At 73.3% G+C, this 16,047-nt stretch carries 14 protein-coding genes; 9 read left to right on the top strand and 5 right to left on the bottom strand.

The features are described from left to right. Positions 1-41: 41 nt before the first annotated feature. Positions 42-1,130 carry a MerR family transcriptional regulator gene (locus AB0E85_RS16575; RefSeq protein WP_361927150.1) on the bottom strand — a complete coding sequence of 363 codons (1,089 nt, stop codon included), beginning with the start codon at positions 1,128-1,130 and terminating at the stop codon, positions 42-44. A gap of 162 nt (positions 1,131-1,292) precedes the next feature. Here AB0E85_RS16575 and AB0E85_RS16570 point away from each other — a divergent pair, with 162 nt between their 5' ends. From AB0E85_RS16570 to AB0E85_RS16555, 4 genes are all read left to right on the top strand, one after another. Then, the gene (locus AB0E85_RS16570; protein WP_361927147.1) at positions 1,293-1,898 is read left to right on the top strand and encodes a sigma-70 family RNA polymerase sigma factor; all 606 of its coding nucleotides are present in this window, start codon (positions 1,293-1,295) and stop codon (positions 1,896-1,898) included. A gap of 259 nt (positions 1,899-2,157) precedes the next feature. Then, entirely contained in the window at positions 2,158-2,997 is an 840-nt protein-coding gene (locus AB0E85_RS16565; RefSeq protein WP_361927144.1) for a DUF4397 domain-containing protein, read from the top strand. Further along, positions 2,990-3,643 (top strand): class F sortase, encoded by a 654-nt coding sequence (locus AB0E85_RS16560; protein ID WP_361927141.1) that lies wholly within the window; start codon positions 2,990-2,992, stop codon positions 3,641-3,643. The genes AB0E85_RS16565 and AB0E85_RS16560 overlap by 8 nt, the downstream gene beginning before the upstream one ends. Further along, positions 3,640-4,023 (top strand): hypothetical protein, encoded by a 384-nt coding sequence (locus tag AB0E85_RS16555; RefSeq protein WP_361927138.1) that lies wholly within the window; start codon positions 3,640-3,642, stop codon positions 4,021-4,023. Before AB0E85_RS16560 ends, AB0E85_RS16555 begins: the two co-directional genes overlap by 4 nt. 78 nt (positions 4,024-4,101) lie before the next feature. On the opposite strand, the gene cydC is transcribed toward AB0E85_RS16555, so the two are convergent. The 4 genes from cydC to AB0E85_RS16535 form a co-directional block, all read right to left on the bottom strand. Beyond that, positions 4,102-5,862, bottom strand: a complete 1,761-nt coding sequence (cydC, locus tag AB0E85_RS16550; RefSeq protein WP_361927135.1) for a thiol reductant ABC exporter subunit CydC — start codon at positions 5,860-5,862, stop codon at positions 4,102-4,104. Positions 5,863-5,939: 77 nt separating this feature from the next. Continuing rightward, the gene (gene cydD, locus AB0E85_RS16545; RefSeq protein ID WP_361927133.1) at positions 5,940-7,631 is read right to left on the bottom strand and encodes a thiol reductant ABC exporter subunit CydD; all 1,692 of its coding nucleotides are present in this window, start codon (positions 7,629-7,631) and stop codon (positions 5,940-5,942) included. A gap of 106 nt (positions 7,632-7,737) precedes the next feature. Continuing rightward, positions 7,738-8,757 (bottom strand): cytochrome d ubiquinol oxidase subunit II, encoded by a 1,020-nt coding sequence (locus AB0E85_RS16540; RefSeq protein ID WP_361927130.1) that lies wholly within the window; start codon positions 8,755-8,757, stop codon positions 7,738-7,740. A 53-nt stretch (positions 8,758-8,810) separates the two neighbouring features. Next, the gene (locus tag AB0E85_RS16535) at positions 8,811-10,166 is read right to left on the bottom strand and encodes a cytochrome ubiquinol oxidase subunit I (RefSeq protein ID WP_361927127.1); all 1,356 of its coding nucleotides are present in this window, start codon (positions 10,164-10,166) and stop codon (positions 8,811-8,813) included. A 293-nt stretch (positions 10,167-10,459) separates the two neighbouring features. Between AB0E85_RS16535 and AB0E85_RS16530 the strand changes: the two genes are divergently transcribed. From AB0E85_RS16530 to fabD, 5 genes are all read left to right on the top strand, one after another. Beyond that, on the top strand, positions 10,460-10,993 hold the full coding sequence (locus AB0E85_RS16530; protein WP_361927125.1) for a DUF6879 family protein: 534 nt from the start codon (positions 10,460-10,462) through the stop codon (positions 10,991-10,993). 182 nt (positions 10,994-11,175) lie between these two features. Continuing rightward, complete coding sequence (locus tag AB0E85_RS16525; protein ID WP_361927122.1) at positions 11,176-13,044, top strand: BTAD domain-containing putative transcriptional regulator; 1,869 nt, start codon at positions 11,176-11,178, stop codon at positions 13,042-13,044. Between the two features lie 121 nt (positions 13,045-13,165). Then, positions 13,166-14,803, top strand: coding sequence for an acyl-CoA carboxylase subunit beta (locus AB0E85_RS16520; RefSeq protein WP_361927119.1), 1,638 nt, complete (start codon positions 13,166-13,168; stop codon positions 14,801-14,803). Further along, positions 14,800-15,024, top strand: coding sequence for an acyl-CoA carboxylase epsilon subunit (locus AB0E85_RS16515; RefSeq protein ID WP_361927116.1), 225 nt, complete (start codon positions 14,800-14,802; stop codon positions 15,022-15,024). The genes AB0E85_RS16520 and AB0E85_RS16515 overlap by 4 nt, the downstream gene beginning before the upstream one ends. Continuing rightward, complete coding sequence (fabD, locus tag AB0E85_RS16510) at positions 15,021-16,019, top strand: ACP S-malonyltransferase (RefSeq protein ID WP_361927112.1); 999 nt, start codon at positions 15,021-15,023, stop codon at positions 16,017-16,019. Before AB0E85_RS16515 ends, fabD begins: the two co-directional genes overlap by 4 nt. The last annotated feature ends 28 nt before the right edge of the window (positions 16,020-16,047 follow it).

The following is a 16,047-nucleotide window of genomic DNA, read 5'->3' as shown; positions in this document are numbered from 1 at the left end:
AGCCGGAGCCATCGCGCCACGACCGTTGCAGTCAGCCGGACCTATCGCGACACGACCGTCTCCAGAAGCGCGACGGCCTCGGCCAGTCCCGTGGGGCGCGGCAGGCCGGGAACGGTCCGGCCGCTCCAGCCGGGCCCGATCGTCAGGACGACCGGCTTGCGGCGGGCGCCCCGCACGCCCCACTCCATCGCGGCGACGTGCTGGGCCAGCGGGCGGCTGGCGGTCGTCCGGGACTGCGCCCACAGCGCCACCGCGGCCGGACCGGTTCGGCGGACGGCCGTGACGAGGGACTCCACGGGCAGGGCACCGCCGAACATGCGCACCGGCACGCCGCGTTCGGCGAGCGCGGCGGCCAGCACCTCCAGGGGCAGCGTGTGGTTCTCGCCCGGCACGCAGGCGAGCACGACGGTCGCACCCGGGCGGTCCGCGGCCGTGGGCGGTGCGCCGCGCCGCAGCGCACCGGAGACGTGCCAGGACAGGAAGTGCTCGACCTCGACGTACTTCTCGCCGGAGCTCTCCCACTTGCGGCCGACCGCCTGGAGGGTCGGCATGATCACCTCGGTCCAGGCGACGACCAGACCGTGCTCGGCGATCGCGGCCTCCAGCAGCCCGTCGAGGGCGGCGGCGTCGAGGCGCAGCGCGGCACGGGCGATGCCCTTGCACTCCTGACGCACGTCACCGAGGCGCAGCCCGCTGCCCGCCCGGCTGCGGGCGCGGACGGACGGTGGCGGTGGCGGTGGCACGTCGATGCCCCCGCGGTCCGGGGCCGTCTCCCCCGCCGGTTCCTGCGTCGTCTCCCCGGCGGCCTCCCGCGGTGCCGGGGCAGCCCGCCGGGCCGGGGCCGGTTCCCGCGTCGCTTCGCCGAGGACCGTGCGCGCGGCCTCGGCGGGCGGTATCCCGGTCGCCGTCAGGGCGCACATCCGCTCCAGCCGGGCCACGTCCACGGGGGTCCACCGCCGGTGCCGGCCGCCCGTGTGCGCGTCGGGTCCCAGGCCGTAGCGCCGGTCCCAGGTGCGGACCGTGGTGGGGGCGACCCCCAGCCGCCTGGCCACCTCCCCCGTGGTCAGTCCGACGCCGGCCGGCGCGCTCCCGGGGCCGCGGTCCCGGCTGTCCCGTTCGTGTACACCCATACCTCCGACTGTACGACGCACAAACGACGCACGTTGTGATGCGTCGTTTGTGCGCCGAACACTGGCTTCGAGCGCATGGTCGCGGCTCGGCACAGCGCGACCGGTGCGGTTCGGCGGACGGCCTCCCGTCCCCGCACGACGCACTGCAGGAGGAACCCGGCCATGATCACCAACGCACGCACCACCGCCCCCGCCGCACCCGTGGAGGAAACGCGGTACGAGGAGGAACTGGCCCGTGGCCTCGTCGCCGCCGACGAGGAGGCGTTCGCCGCGATCTACCGGCGATGGGGCTCGCTCGTCCACACCATGGCCACCCGACTGCTCGGCGACACCTACGAGGCGGAGGACGTGACCCAGCAGGTCTTCCTCGGCGCCTGGCACGGCCGGGCCGGATTCCGCCCCGAACGCGGTCCGCTCGGCGCCTGGCTGGTCGGCATCACCCGCCGCAAGATCGTCGACGCGCTGGCGGCCCGGACGAGGCGCCTGACACTCATCGACTCGGCCGGCCGCGACGCGGGCACCACGGGGCCCGACGAGGCGGCACCGGACCGCGTCCTGGACCGGGTGCTGCTCATCGACGCCCTGGCCCAACTGCCCTGCTCGCAACGGGAGGTGCTGTGCATGGCCTTCTACGAGGACCTGACCCAGGCCCAGATCGCGGAGCGGACCGGCATGCCCCTGGGGACCGTCAAGAGCCACGCCCGCCGCGGCCTGCACCGGCTCCGCCAGGCGATAGAGCAGCCCCCGGTCCACGGCACGGACCTCTAGTGCCCCAACAGGCAACGTCCGCCCCGTCGCGACGCCCGGCACGCGCCCTCGCCGCACCGGACGAAAGCCCCAGTACGTCCAGTACGAGGGCTTCCTGCCGGCACGCCGAGAGCACGCACCGGACGCCGCTCCTCGAGGGGCAAACGTTGCCTGCCGGGGAACTAGTGCCAGCCGTACGCGCATCCGCGGCGGCCCCCGCACCGGAAACAGGACCGAGACTCCGCACCGTACGGAGACTCCGTTCGAAGGGATGATTCCCATGATTTCACGCACCCCCCTCGCCATCGCCGCCACGACCGGAGCCTGCGCCCTGGCCCTCGGCCTCTCCGCGCCGGCCCTGGCCGCCCAGCAGCAGGACAAGGCCATGGTGTCCGTCTTCCACGGCATCCCCGGTATGACCGTGGACGTGTACGCCAACGGCGACGAACTGATCGGCGACTTCAAGCCCGGCACCGTGACGGACCCGCTGTCCCTGGACGCCGGGAGTTACGACATCCAGATCTTCGAAGCCGGCCAGGGACCCGGCGGGACTCCGGCCCTGGAGAAGAAGATCGAGGTGCCTCAGGGCGCGAACGCCACGGTCGCCGCCCATCTCACCGCCGGCGGCGATCCCCAGTTGACGGCCTTCACCAACGACGTCTCCCAGGTCGAGGCGGGCAAGTCCCGTCTGACGGTCCGCCATGTCGCGGCCGCGCCGGCCGTCGACGTCCGGGCCGGCGGACAGCCGGTGTTCAGCAACCTGACCAACCCCAAGGAGGACACCGCCGAGGTCGACGCGGGCACGATCAACGCCGACGTGGTGCTCGCCGGTACGGACACCGTGGCCATAGGCCCGGCCGACCTGAAGCTCGGCGAAGGCACCAGCAACGTCGTCTACGCCTGGGGCAGCGCCGAGGACCAGAACCTGGCCCTGGCGACCCAGACGTTCAGCGGCATGGAGTCCTCACCCAAGGGCGTCCCCGCGGGCGGCAGCGGTGCCGCCGTCGCGCCGAACTCCTCCGACCTGGGGCCGGCCTGGGCCGCCGGGGCCGCCGGGGCCGGAGCGGTCGCGGCGGCGGGCCTGCTGGTGACCCGCCGGGTCGCCCGCCGGCGTGGCTGACGGCAGGCGACGGCTGACGGGACCGATGGCGGCGGCTGCCGCTCTGGCAGCCGTCCTCGGTTCTCCGGCCACGCCGTCGCAGCCGGCCGCGCTCCCGCCCGACGCGGCGGCAGCGCCGTCGGCCCGCGGGGGCACGTCGGCCCCGGAGGCGACACCCGGCACGGGGCAGGATCCACCGCCCCGGCGGGTGCTCGTCCCCCGCACCGGCCTCGACGCCGAGGTCGGTCCGGTGGGCGTGACGGACCGGGGGGACATGGCCGTCCCCGACGACCCGTCCGTGGCCGGGTGGTACCGCCACGGCCCCGCGCCGGGCAGTGCCCGGGGCTCGGCCGTGCTCGTCGGGCACGTCGACTCCGAGACCGGTGACCTCGGTGAGTTCCTGGCGCTGTACGACGTGCGGCGCGGAGACCGCGTCGAGGTGCGCCGGGCGGGGGGCGGGCCGGTGCACTACCGGGTCGTCTCGCGGGTCACCACGCCCAAGGACGACCTGCCGGACTCGGCGTTCCGCCGGAGCGGCGCCCCCGTCCTCACCCTCATCACCTGTGCGCCTCCGTACGACCCCGAGCGAGGCGGCTACGTGGCCAACCTCGTCGTCACGGCGGAGCCCGACGAGTCCCGCCCAGCGGGGAACGGGAGGGCGAAGTGACCCACGTGGAGTCCGCGCACCTGGTGGAACTGGCGCTGCGCAACGCCACCCCGACCGACGCCGACGCCGAGGCCCTGCTCCACGTCGAGCGGTGCGACCGCTGCCGTGACGAGCTCCGTATGCTGACCCGCGTGGTCGCGGCGGCCCGCACCGCGCAGCTCGTGGACCTGCCGACGGCACCCCCGGAACGCGTCTGGCAGCGGATCAGCCGGGACGTCTCCGGCCCCCCGAACCCGCCCCGGCCGCCCGCATCCGCCCCGGATCCCGGACGGCGGGTCCTCCTCGCCCTGCTGGCTCTCGCCGCGGCCGCCGGCATCGCCGTCGCCCACCGGTACCTGCACGAGCGCTCGGAGCTCTCGCAGCGCGGGGTCGTCCGCTAGGGCCGGACGGTGCCGGTGCTTCGTTCGTCGCGCGTGGTGGTGCTCACCCGCCCGGGCGCCGGCCCCGGCCACGGCCGGTCACGGAACCTGTACGAGGCCCGGGGGCCGCGTGACCTGCGTGAGGCCCGGGGGCCGCGTGCCGAGGATCTCGCCGGGAGTGCCGCGCCGCACGATGCGGCCGTCGGCCATGACGAGGATCTCGTCCATGGCTTCGAGGTCCTCGTGCCGGTGGGTGACGAGGATCAAGGTGCGGTCCTCGGTGGCGCGCAGGACGGCGCCGAGGACCGCGCCGGCCGTGTCGGCGTCCAGGTTCTCGGTGGGTTCGTCGAGCAGGAGGACCGGCGGTGCGGCGAGCAGCGCCCGGGCGAGCAGGAGGCGGCGGCGCTGTCCGCCGGAGAGCGTGCCGCCGTCGGGCCCGATCAGGGTGTCGAGGCCGGCGGGCAGGGCGCGTGCCCAGTCGGTGAGCCCGGCCTCGCGCAGCGCGGTCCACAGCGCCGCGTCGTCGCTGCCGGGGCGGGCGAGCAGCAGGTTGTTGCGGAGACTCGTGGCGAAGACATGGGCGTCCTGGAACACACCGCTGATGGTGCGCCGCAGTTCGGGCTCGGCGAGGGTCGCCAGATCCCGTCCGTTGACCAGGAGCCGCCCTTCACCGGCGTGGACCAGGCGGGCGATACCGGACAGCAGGGTGGACTTGCCCGAGCCGCTCGCGCCGATGACGGCGATCCGCTTGCCCGGCGGTACGTCCAGGTCGATGCCGCGTACGGCGTAGGGGGCGTCCGGACGGTAGCGGATGCCCATGCCGCGCAGGGACAGATGGGCGGAGTCCGGCGGGGTGCGGGCCTCGTCCGGCGCGGCGGCCAGGCCGGTCGCCGGGTCGGCGGGTGTGGTCAGGAGATCGTGGAGGCGGCGGGCGCGGTGGGTCAGACCGGGCAGATGCCCGGCGGCCGCGGGCAGCGGCGTGAGCGCCTCGTGGGCGGCGAGGGCGAGCAGCGGCAGAGTCACGGCCCACACCGGTCCCGCCGGGGCCGCCACGAAGGCCACGGCCAGCGCGGTGGCGCCCTGTACCGCGGTCAGGGCCGTGGCGGCCGTTGCCGTACGGGCGGCGGCGCCGCGGGACGTGTCGCTCACGCGGCGGGCCGTCGCCGCGGCGGCGGCCGCCTCGCGTCCGGCAGCCCCGTACACCTGAAGGTCGCCGGCGCCTTCGACCAGGTCCACGGTGCGGGCGGCCAGTTCGGCATGGATACGGGCGATCGCGCTCTCCGCGCGGGCGGCGGCCCACCCGGTGGCCGCCGGAACGAGGAGGCCGCCGACGGCCAGGCCCGCGGCGAGGACCAGCGCCCCCGCCGGGGTGACGGCCGCCGTGACGCCCACGGCGCAGCAGGCCACGATCACGGCGCTCGCCATGGGCAGCACCACCCGCAGCAGGGCGTCCTGTACGACGTCCACGTCGGAGACGGCGCGGGACACCGCGTCGGCGCCGGCCGGGCCGTCGTGCAGGGGGCCGCGGGCCAGGGAGCCGAACACGGCGCACCGCAGCCGGGCCACGGCCCGCAGCGCGGCATCGTGGCCGGCCAGGCGCTCCCCGTACCGGAAGACGCCCTTGGTCACGGCCAAGGCACGGACGGCGACGACGGCGACGGCGAGTGCGCCCATGGGCGGCTGTTGTGCGGCGCGCGCGATCAGCCAGGCCGCGCATGCCGTGAGGCCGGTCCCGGCGAGGTCGGCGGCGGCGGCGAGTGCGACGGCGGCCGTCAGGCGCCGCGCTCCCCCGCCGGCCCGCAGCACGGACCACAGGGTGCGCAGGGGCCGGTTCCCCGAAGGGGTACGTGCGGTCGTCATCGATGCGCCCAACTCCCTGGACAGTGTGGACGGTTCACGGCGGGTCGCCCGGGTGGCCGCACCCGCGTCGGAGACGCTCATCGCAGGGTCAGCTCCCGTACCGTGCCCGCGCTGACCTCCAGGTGCCGGTCGGCGCCGTGCAGGAGAGCGGGGCGGTGGGCGACGAGGAGGACCGTGCGGCCCCGCATCAGGCGGGCGCTCGCCGCCAGGAGGGTCTGCTCGCTGTCGGCGTCGAGACCGGCTGTCGGTTCGTCGAGCAGGAGCAGGGGTGCGTCGCGCAGGAACGCCCGGGACAGGGCGACGCGTTGCCGCTGTCCCGCGGAGAGGCCCGCGCCCCTGGCTCCCAGGCGAGTGCGGTATCCGTGCGGCATCGCGCTGATGAACTCGTGCGCGACGGCGGCCCGTGCCGCCTGCTCGACGGCCTCGTCGCAGGCGTCGGGGCGGCCGAGCCGGATGTTCTCGGCGACCGTGCGGTCGAACAGGTGGGGGCGCTGCGGAACCCAGGCGAGGTGCCGGCGCCACGCTTCGAGGTCCACCGTGGCGAGATCGTCGCCGTCGACGAGGACCCTGCCCTCGGTGGGTGTGAGCAGCCCGAGCAGCAGGGCGAGGAGGGTGGACTTGCCGCTGCCGCTCGGCCCGGTGAGCGCCACCCGCTCACCGGCACGGATCGTGAACGACACGTCGTGCAGGACGGGTTCGGACCGTCCGGGCAGGACCACGGTGACGTGCTCGACGTCGATGCGGGCCGGGGCGGGCAGGTCCGTGACGGTGCCGCCGTGCTCCTCGGCCGCGTCCATGACGGCGAAGGCGGCGCGCGCCGCCGCGAGGCCTTCCGCGCCCGCGTGGAAACGGCTGCCCAGGGCGCGCAGCGGCCCGAACGCCTCCGGGACGAGGAGCAGCACCACGAGCGCCGTGTACAGACCGAGGGAGCCGCCGAGCAGCCGCAGCCCGACCGGCACGGCGATCAGCGCGATCGACAAGGTGGCCGCCGTCTCCAGGACGAGCGTGGACAGGAAGGTGATACGGAGCGTGCGTTGTGTGGCTCTGCGGTGTCTGCCCGCCGTGTCCGCGACGATCTCCTCCTGGGCCGCGGTGCGCCCGAACACCCGGAGCGTGCCGAGTCCGCGCAGCGCGTCGAGGAAGTGCCCGCCGAGACGGGCGAGGGCCGACCACTGCCGTGCGGTGGCATCCCGGGTGTGGAGCCCGACGAGCGCCCCGAAGAGGGGGATCAGCGGCAGGGTCACGAGCAGCACGACGCCGCTCAGCGGGTCGTGGAGGAGGACGGCCACGGTGACGGCGGGCGGTACGAGCGCGGCGACCGCGGCCTGCGGCAGATAGCCCGCGAGGTAGGGGTCGAGGGCGTCGACACCGCGCGTGAGGAGCGTGGCCGTCTCCCCGGCCGGGCGGCGCGAGGCGTACGGGCCGGTGCGGGCCGTGGCAGTCAACAGGTCGGTGCGCAACCGGAGTTGGGTTGCCGCGGCGGCGCGTTCGGCGACGCGGGCGCGTATCCGGGAGGCGGCGGCGCGTACCGCCACCGCGGCCAGACAGCACAGTGCCGCCACGGTGACCGACCGCCCCTGGAAGGCCCGGGTCAGGGCGGCGGCGAGGGCGAGGCCCTGTCCGACCACGGCGGCGGCGCCCAGGGCGGTCGCCGCGGCCGTGAGGAGAACCGCCTGCCGGTTGCCGGGGGTCGTCGCGAGCAGCCGGCGTCGCAGGGCGCGGTCGCTCATGGCGTGCGCGCTGTCCGCGCTGGGCGTCACACTCGCCATGTTCCGTTCTCCACATGCTGGTCGGGGCTCTCCCGAGGGCTCGGGGGACGGTGCCCCCGGGAGAGCCCGGTCTTGGGGCGGCGGGCCCTGGGGCCGGGAACACCGTTCACAGGTAGGCCGGTGTCCGGTCGTCGGAGGCGCCCCGGTGGGCCCACCACTGCATGGCCTGGAAGGCGAGCAGCACGGGGAACACCAGGAGCACCACCGGACCGACCACGCTGAGGGTGGACGGGTCGGCGGCTGCCTCCTCGACGGACAGGTGCTGCCCGGCCACCGTGCTGACCACGGCCTCGGGCCAGTGCGCCACGGCGATCGCGGCCACCGGCAGCAGGGCGGCGAGGGCGCTGACGGCAGGGGCGCGCAGTCCGCCGCGTCCCTGTCCGGACGCGGCGTACCGCGGGGCGAGCAGCGCGGCGCCGATGGCGGCGAGGCCGAGGAGCGCGGCGGGCAGCGCGTTGAGTACGCCGTCGCGGGCCCGGCCGTCGAGCGCGACCGCGGCGATCGTGAGCACGCCGAGTCCGGCGGCGCCCGCGGCGAGCCGGCGGGCGAGAGCGGCGGCACGTTCCGCGACCTCGCCGGTGGTGCGCACCGCGAGGAAGACGGCGCCGTGCAGCGCGAACACGGCGACGGCGGTGAGCGCGGACAGGGCGGGCACCGGACGCAGCAGCAGCCCTGTGTCGGCCGCGATCCGGCCGTCCTGTACGGGCAGTGCGCCGAGCACGGACCCGGCCAGGGCGCCCCACATCACGGCCAGCACCAGGCAGGTGGCCTGCACCACGACGTCCCAGCCGCGCAGCCAGCCCGGCGTGGTGACGCGGCGGCGGAACTGCACGGCCGCCCCGCGGACGACGAGGGCCGCGACGGCCAGCACGATCACCGGGTAGAGGCCGCTGATCACCGTGGACTCCAGACCGGGAAACCCGCCGAGTGTGATGCCCGCTGCGGCGACCAGCCAGACCTCATTGCCCAGGAAGAAGGGGCCCGTCGCCGCGGCTACGGTCCGCCGCCCGGCGTCGCCCGGCGCCACGAGCCGGCCGATGATGCCGGTGCCGATGGTGATGCCGTCGAGCGCCAGGTAGCCGGCGAGGAGTACGCCGAGCAAGGCGTACCAGATGATCTCCCACACGATGAACTTCCCCTGCTTCCTTGGGTCTCCTGCTGAGTTGAACGGGGCGGGTGTCAGAAGACCGGAGCGGACTCCCGGTCCTCCGCTTCCGTCTCGCCCTGCGCGTCGCGCTGCTCGTCCTTCGCCGCCTGCGCGTCCCGCGTGTGCCGCCCGCGGCTCCGGATGCCGGGCTCGGCAGGCTCCGGCTCGCCGGGCAGGTGACCGAGCTGGGCGCCGTCGGGGCCGCGCCGCGCGAAGCGGACGAGCAGCGCCCAGTCGACCAGCGTCAGCGCGGTCACCAGGGTGGCGAACAGGATGAGCGAGAACAGCACGCTGCCCGCGGTGAGGCGGGGGGTGATGGCGTCCTCGGTCTTCAGCAGGCCGTAGACGGCCCAGGGCTGCCTGCCGACCTCGCGGAAGATCCAGCCCGAGATGTTCGAGACGTACGGCAGCACGAGCGCCGCGGTCAGCAGCCAGAGCATCGTCCGGCTGCGTAGCACTCGGCGTTTGATCATCATCAGGGCACCGGCCAGGGTGATGAGGATCATGAACGCGGCCGGGATGACCATCGTGTACTCGAAGATGCCGACGAAGGACGGCGGGTAGTACCCACCGGGACCGAACTGCTCGCTGAACTCCCTGGCCTTGTCCACGGCCTCGTCGAGCCCGGGGCCGTACTTCGTCGGCGTCTGGTCCGTGGAGTAGCTGAGTTGCAGAGCGCCGAGCCCGGTCGTCGCGAGGACGAGGAGGGGGGCGGCGGGCAGGGTCAGCCTCAGCGAGGACCAGTAGAACGCGTCGTGTCCGGTGCCGCGGCGCAGATGCCAGGCGCTGACGGCGATGATGAAGAACGCACCGGTGACGATCGAGGCGCTCAGCACGTGCGCCCCGGCCGCGAGGGCGTTGGAGTTGGTGAGCAGTGCGGTGAAGCTCTCCAGGTAGATCTTGCCGTCCTCGGTGCGCTCGCCCACCGGGTGCTGGAGGAAACCGTTGGCGGAGAGCACGAAGAACACCGAGGCGTAGGCGGTCAGGGCGACCAGCCAGATCATCAGGGTGTGCAGCCGCCGGCCCAGACGGTCCCAGCCGAAGATCCACAGCCCGAGGAACGTGGACTCGGCGAAGAACGCCACCAGCGTCTCCACCGCAAGCGGTGCGCCGAAGACATTGCCCACGAAGTGGGTGAGCCCGCTCCAGGTGAGTCCGAACTGGAACTCCATCACCAGACCGGTGCCGATGCCCAGCACGTAGTTGATGACGTAGAGCTGCCCCCAGAACCTGGTCTGTCTCCGGTGCTCCTCCTTGCCGGTGAGCGCCCATCTCGTCTGCATGACGACCACGAAGGTGACAAGGCCGAGGGTGAGTGAGACGAACAGGTAGTGCGCAATCGCGGTGATGCCGAATTGCAGCCGGGCGAGCGTGATCACGTCGTCCACGGTGAGGTTTCCCCCTGGGTCTGAGCCTTGGCCGATGCCGGTCTGATGCATCCAATTGAGCGCAGAGCGATCGCGGCACGCTCGACCCGTGCTTGAGTCCACCGCGGCGCGGATACGGACCGGCCCGCGCGCCGCGGGCGCCCTGACCGGCGCTCAAGGCCGGTTCTAGGCGGCGGCGCTCCACTGTGGCCCGGGCACGGAGGCCGGCTCCGCGAGCACGTCGTACGAACAGGGTCTGCCCGGCGGATCAGGCCTGTGCCCCGGCCTGACCCGCAACCACATGGGAGATCCGTATGTCGAGCAACTTCCCGGCCTTCGCCGAACTGATCGCGCAGACCGAGCACTCCGCCGTCCATCTGGAGACGCGGGACGTCTACACCCCGCAGGGCCCGGTCTTCGTCGACTGGCAGAAGGGCATCCCGATCGAGCTCGACCGGCACAGCGACTGGGTCGATCTCGTGCAGGACGCGGTCAAGCGCGGTGTCGACTGGCGGCGCGCGCGCATCGTGTCCGAGCCGGTGACCGACTTCATCCAGTACGAGTGGGAGACCACCACCATCGTCAATGTGCCCGCGGGTGAGAAGGTCCGCTGGCTGCCGCGGCAGCGGGCCTCGGACCTGCTGCTCCCGGGCAACGACTTCTGGGTCTTCGACGACAGCCTGGTGCGCTTCACGACCTTCCACGGCGACGGCTCCTGGGGACCGCACGAGTTCTCCGAGGACCCCGAGCTGATCCGCCGGTGCAAGGAGGCCTTCGAGGCGGTGTGGGAGCGGGCCGTCGACCACGCCGACTACACGCCGCAGCGCAAGGAGCCCGCGGCGGTCTGAGCCGCCTCGCCCCCCGCAGCCCGCACGCGTCATCAAGCACCCGTCCCCGCGGAAGCGTTCCGCGCGGACGGGTGCCGTCGTGTTGAGCGCAGGTCCCCAGGTCATGCCAGAGCAGGAATCAAGGAGCGCTGCACCGGCCGGAGTTAGCGTCCTCGATACGGAAGGGATACGGGTGATCTTCGATGGAGCTCCGGATACTGGGATCGATAGAACTCTGGACGGGCAGCGCTCTGGCCGATCTCGGCCCCGCACGGCAACGCAGCATTCTCGGTGCCCTGCTGGTCGATCCCGAACGACCGGTGCCGCTCGAGTCCCTCGTGGACCGTGTGTGGGGGGACCGGCCGCCCGCGGGCGTCCGCAACGTCGTGCACACGTACGTCACCCGGCTGCGCCGTGCGCTGGCACACGCCTCGACGGACCTCCCGGAGCCCATCGGTCTCGTCAGGTCCTCGGCCGGCTACTCGGTCTCGGCGAATCTCGGCGCGGTGGACCTGGTGCGGTTCCGCCGGCTGCTCAAGAGCGCGCAGCAGGAGTCGTTGCAGGACCAGGAGCGCAGCAGGCTGCTGCAACAGGCGCTGACCATGTGGCGGGGCGATGCCCTGGCCGGTATGCACAGCGACTGGGCGGCCCGGGTCCGCGAGACCTTGCGTCAGCTGCACCACGAGGCGCTCAGCCAGTGGGCGGACACCGAGATGCGGCTCGACAGGCCTGGCACCGTGCTGCCGGATCTGCGCGCCGCGCTCCTGGCGGATCCGCTGTCCGAGCAGCTCTGCGAACGGCTCATGCTCGCGCTCTACTTGGAGGGGCGCAGCGTCGACGCCCTGGAGCACTACCACGCGATACGCCAGCTGATCGCGAGGGAGCTCGGCACCGAGCCGTCGCCGCGGATACAGCAGCTCTACGAAACGATTCTGCGCGGCGAGGCCCCGGCGCCGGCACCCGAGCGCGGCGGTGATCCGCAGGAGTCCGCGGCGCCCCAGCTCGTCACCGCCGCACGGCCCGCGCCCGCCGTCCCGCACATGCTGCCGCTCGCGCCACCCGACTTCACCGGGCGGGAACGCGAGCTCGACATGATCCGCGGGACCTTGACCCGGCCCTCGGAGACGCAGCCGCCCGCCGTCCTGCTCGTCGGCGGAGGCGGAGTGGGCAAGACGGCGCTCGCCGTGCACCTGGGACACCGGCTGCATTCCGCCTATCCGGACGGCCAGTTGTACGCCGCGCTGCGCGGCAGCGGCGCCCGCCCGGCCGACCCCCATGCGGTACTCGGACGGCTGCTGCGCGCCCTGGGTACGGAACCCGACGGCATTCCCGCCGATCCCGACGAGCGGGCCGAGGTCTACCAACTCGCCCTCTCGGGACGGCAGCTACTGATCATCCTGGACGACGCGAGCGACGATGAGCAGGTGCGGCCCCTGCTTCCGGGCAGCGGGGACACCGCGGTACTGCTCACCAGCCGGGGCCGGCTCAGTATTCCGCTGGGCGCCCGCGTCGTGCCGGTCACCGAGCTGCCGCACGGGCACAGCATGCGGCTCCTTGCCCGGATGCTGGGCAAGGAGCGCGTCTACCGGGAGTCGGCCGCGGCCGCCGCGATCGCCCGGTACTGCGGCGGGCTGCCGCTCGCCCTGCGCGCCGCGGCCCAGCGGCTCAACTCCCGTCCGCACTGGACACTGCACCGCTACGCGGAACGGCTGAGCGACGAGGGCCGACGCCTCGACGAACTGGCGCACAGCTCGCTGAGTGTGCGCGCCAGCTTCACGGCCTCCTACAAGTCGCTGCCCGAGGACGCCCGTGAGGCGCTCCGCTGTCTGGGCCATCTGCCGGTCGCGGAGTTCGACGCCCATCTGGCCTGCCCCGTGCTCGGCAAGGACTTCGCCACGGTCGAGGACGCCTGCGAGCAACTGGTCGAGTCCCATTTCCTCACCGTGGCCGAGGCCGCCGTGGGCGATCAGCCGACCCGCTACCGGCTCGACGGGTTGCAGCGCAGCTTCGCGCAGGAGCTCGACGCGGGCCGTGTCGAGGAGCCGACCGAGGCTGCCGCCGTTCCCGCATAGCGCCGTTGACCTGCTAGTTCACCCCAGCTCAAGGGACGCTCCAGTCCCGCGCCCACCCCGGTGCCGGAGAGTCGTGGCCGGAAGGCACCCACGCGACAGGGCAGGAAGGAGTGAGGGCTCCATGGCTCTTCCGGATACTTCCCAGGCCGTGCTGCCGGATTTCGACGAGACCCCGTCGGGAACCCGGCCGCCGGCACCGGCGCACGTACCCACGATGGCCGATCTGACCGACGAGCTCACCACGCGCCGGGCCGAGGCGCACTTCGGGCACGACCCGGAGGCCGAGGCCCGCCACCTCTCCAAGGGCAAGCTGCTCGCACGCCAGCGCATCGACGCGCTGCTCGACCCTGGCACGTTCACGGAACTCGGCCTGTTCGCCGAGCACCGGGCGGTGGGGTTCGGCATGGAGGACTCGCACCCGGAGGGCGATGGAGTGATCACGGGCTGGGGGGAGATCGACGGCCGCACCGTCTTCGTCTTCGCCCATGACGCCCGAGTACGCGGCGGGGCGCTCGGCGCCACGTTCGCGGCGAAGATCCACCAGCTTCTCGACTTCGCCGACTCCGTCGGCGCCCCGGTCATCGGTCTCAACGACGGCGGCGGCGCCCGTATCCAGGAGGGCATCGACGCACTGGCCGGCTTCGGCCAGCTCTTCGCCCGCAACGTCCGCGCCTCGGGCGTGGTGCCGCAGATCAGCGTGGTGCTCGGTTCCTGCGCGGGCGGCGCCGTCTACTCGCCGGCCCTCACCGACTACACCTTCATGGTCGAGGGCATGGCCAACATGTTCATCACCGGGCCCGACGTGGTGCGGGCGGTGACCGGGGAGGAGATCACCCAGGAGCAGCTCGGCGGTTCCGCCACGCACGGCACCCGCACCGGCGTGGCGAGCTTCGTGGCCGCCGACGAGGAGTCCTGCTTCGACGACGTACGGGAGCTGCTGTCGTACCTGCCGTCGAACAACGCCGAGACGCCGCCCAGTGTGCGGCCTTCGGACGATCCGGACCGGCGGTGCGAGGACCTGCTGCGCCTGGTGCCGGTCGATGACCGTACGCCGTACGACATCAGGACCGTCATCGGCCATATCGTCGACGACGGCGACTACCTGGAGGTCCAGGAGGGCTGGGCCTCGAACATCGTCTGCGTGCTGGCCCGGCTCGACGGCCACACGGTGGGCATCGTGGGCAACCAGCCCGCCGTCATGGCCGGGGTGCTCGACATCGACTCGTCGGAGAAGGCCGCGCGGTTCGTGCGCACCTGCGATGCGTTCAACATCCCGCTCGTGACGCTGGTCGACGTGCCGGGATTCATGCCGGGAACCGACCAGGAGCACAACGGGATCATCCGGCGCGGTGCGAAGCTCCTGTACGCGTACTGCGAGGCGACGGTGCCGCGGGTGCAGGTCATCCTGCGCAAGGCGTTCGGTGGTGCGTACATCGTCATGGACTCCAAGTCGATCGGCTCCGACCTGTCGTTCGCCTGGCCCTCCAACCAGACGGCCGTGATGGGCGCGGACGGCGCGGCCAACATCATCTTCCGCCGGCAGCTGCGTACGGCCGCGGAGCCGGAGAAGCTGCGCAAGGAGCTTGTCGCCGAGTACACCGAGCAGCTGATGAACCCGTTCGTCGCCGCCCAGCGCGGACATGTCGACGACGTCATCGACCCGGCGGACACCCGCCGGGTGCTGATCAAATCCCTGGACATGCTGCGCACCAAGCGAGCCCGGCAGCCGCAGCGCAAGCACGGCAACGAGCCGCTGTGAGCACGCCGCTGACGGTGTTGCGAGGCAACCCCACACCCGAGGAACTGGCGGCCGTGCTCGTCGTGCTCGCCGCGCTACGGCCCGAACCCGAACGACCCGACCGGACGACGACGGCGCGCCACTGGGGCAGGCCCCGGTGCTGGCGCAGCCCGCAGTCCGGCTACGTGCCCGATGCAGCCGGCTGGCAGCGCACCCACACCCACGAGAGGAGTACCCGATGACCGCCTCGACCGGATCCGGCCGCGACAGCGCCGTGGGCGAATGCCTGGCCATGTTCCCAGGGCAGGGCTCACAGCGGCCCGGTATGGCACGGCACCTGCTCGACACCTACCCCTCGGCCAGGCTCCTGTTCGCCCGGGCCGACGAGATCGTGGGCCGTCCTCTGTCGCGGATCTGCGTCAGCGGAACCGCCGAGGAACTCGCCCACACGGAGATCACGCAGCCCGCGATCGCCACGACGAGCCTGGCCGTATGGGAGGTTCTGCGGGAGGCCGGCTACCGGCCCGCGGCAGCCGCCGGTCACAGCCTGGGCGAGTATCCGGCCCTGGTGGCCGCCGGGGTGCTCTCCTTCGAGTCGGCTCTGCGGCTGGTGCGGCTGCGCGGTGTGCTGATGGGCGAGGTGGCGCGTGAGGTGCCCGGTGCGATGGCGGCCGTACTCGGCCTGCCCGCGGACCGGGTGCGCACGGCCTGCGAGGGAGCCGAGGCCGCCGGCATCGTCCAGGTCGCCAACTACAACGAGCCGCTTCAGACCGTGATCTCAGGACACGCCCACGCTGTCGCGCTGGCCGCCGAGATCGCGATGGAGGCCGGTGCGGAGCGCGTCGTGCCGCTGGACGTGAGCGCCCCCTTCCACTGCTCCCTGATGAGCGCGGTGGAGGAGGAGTTCGCCGAGGCGCTCGCCGACGAGCCGTTCGCCGATCCCGTTCTCCCCGTGATCAGTTCGGTCACCGGCAGCCACGTCCACTCGGGCGAGGAGGCGAGGGAACTGCTGCGGCGTCAGCTCACCGGACCCGTCCGCTGGGTCGACGTACTGAACACCGCCGAACAACGCCTGGTGAGCGCCTACACGGAGATCGGGCCCGGCCGGGTGCTCGGCGGACTCACCCGCCGCACGCTCGGAGACGTCCTCACCCGCTCCACCGGGGACGCGCGCCGCCTGACGGCCTTCCACCGCTCGCTGACGCCGGTGGACTGGCGGGAACCGATCGCCTCCTGACGCTGCATCAGTCAAGCGCACCACACGG

The organism is Streptomyces sp. NPDC029044 (assembly GCF_040637495.1).
Taxonomy (GTDB): domain Bacteria; phylum Actinomycetota; class Actinomycetes; order Streptomycetales; family Streptomycetaceae; genus Streptomyces.
The sequence above is the reverse complement of the archived record's forward strand: the minus strand, read 5'-3'. Positions and strand labels throughout refer to the sequence as shown.

What these genes read in the sequence shown, in the direction of transcription:
- AB0E85_RS16575 (WP_361927150.1), bottom strand. Translation starts at nt 1,130, where the DNA reads ATGGGTGTACACGAACGGGACAGCCGGGACCGCGGCCCCGGGAGCGCG.
- AB0E85_RS16570 (WP_361927147.1), top strand. Translation starts at nt 1,293, where the DNA reads ATGATCACCAACGCACGCACCACCGCCCCCGCCGCACCCGTGGAGGAA.
- AB0E85_RS16565 (WP_361927144.1), top strand. Translation starts at nt 2,158, where the DNA reads ATGATTTCACGCACCCCCCTCGCCATCGCCGCCACGACCGGAGCCTGC.
- cydC (WP_361927135.1), bottom strand. Translation starts at nt 5,862, where the DNA reads ATGACGACCGCACGTACCCCTTCGGGGAACCGGCCCCTGCGCACCCTG.
- cydD (WP_361927133.1), bottom strand. Translation starts at nt 7,631, where the DNA reads ATGGCGAGTGTGACGCCCAGCGCGGACAGCGCGCACGCCATGAGCGAC.
- AB0E85_RS16530 (WP_361927125.1), top strand. Translation starts at nt 10,460, where the DNA reads ATGTCGAGCAACTTCCCGGCCTTCGCCGAACTGATCGCGCAGACCGAG.
- AB0E85_RS16525 (WP_361927122.1), top strand. Translation starts at nt 11,176, where the DNA reads ATGGAGCTCCGGATACTGGGATCGATAGAACTCTGGACGGGCAGCGCT.
- AB0E85_RS16520 (WP_361927119.1), top strand. Translation starts at nt 13,166, where the DNA reads ATGGCTCTTCCGGATACTTCCCAGGCCGTGCTGCCGGATTTCGACGAG.
- fabD (WP_361927112.1), top strand. Translation starts at nt 15,021, where the DNA reads ATGACCGCCTCGACCGGATCCGGCCGCGACAGCGCCGTGGGCGAATGC.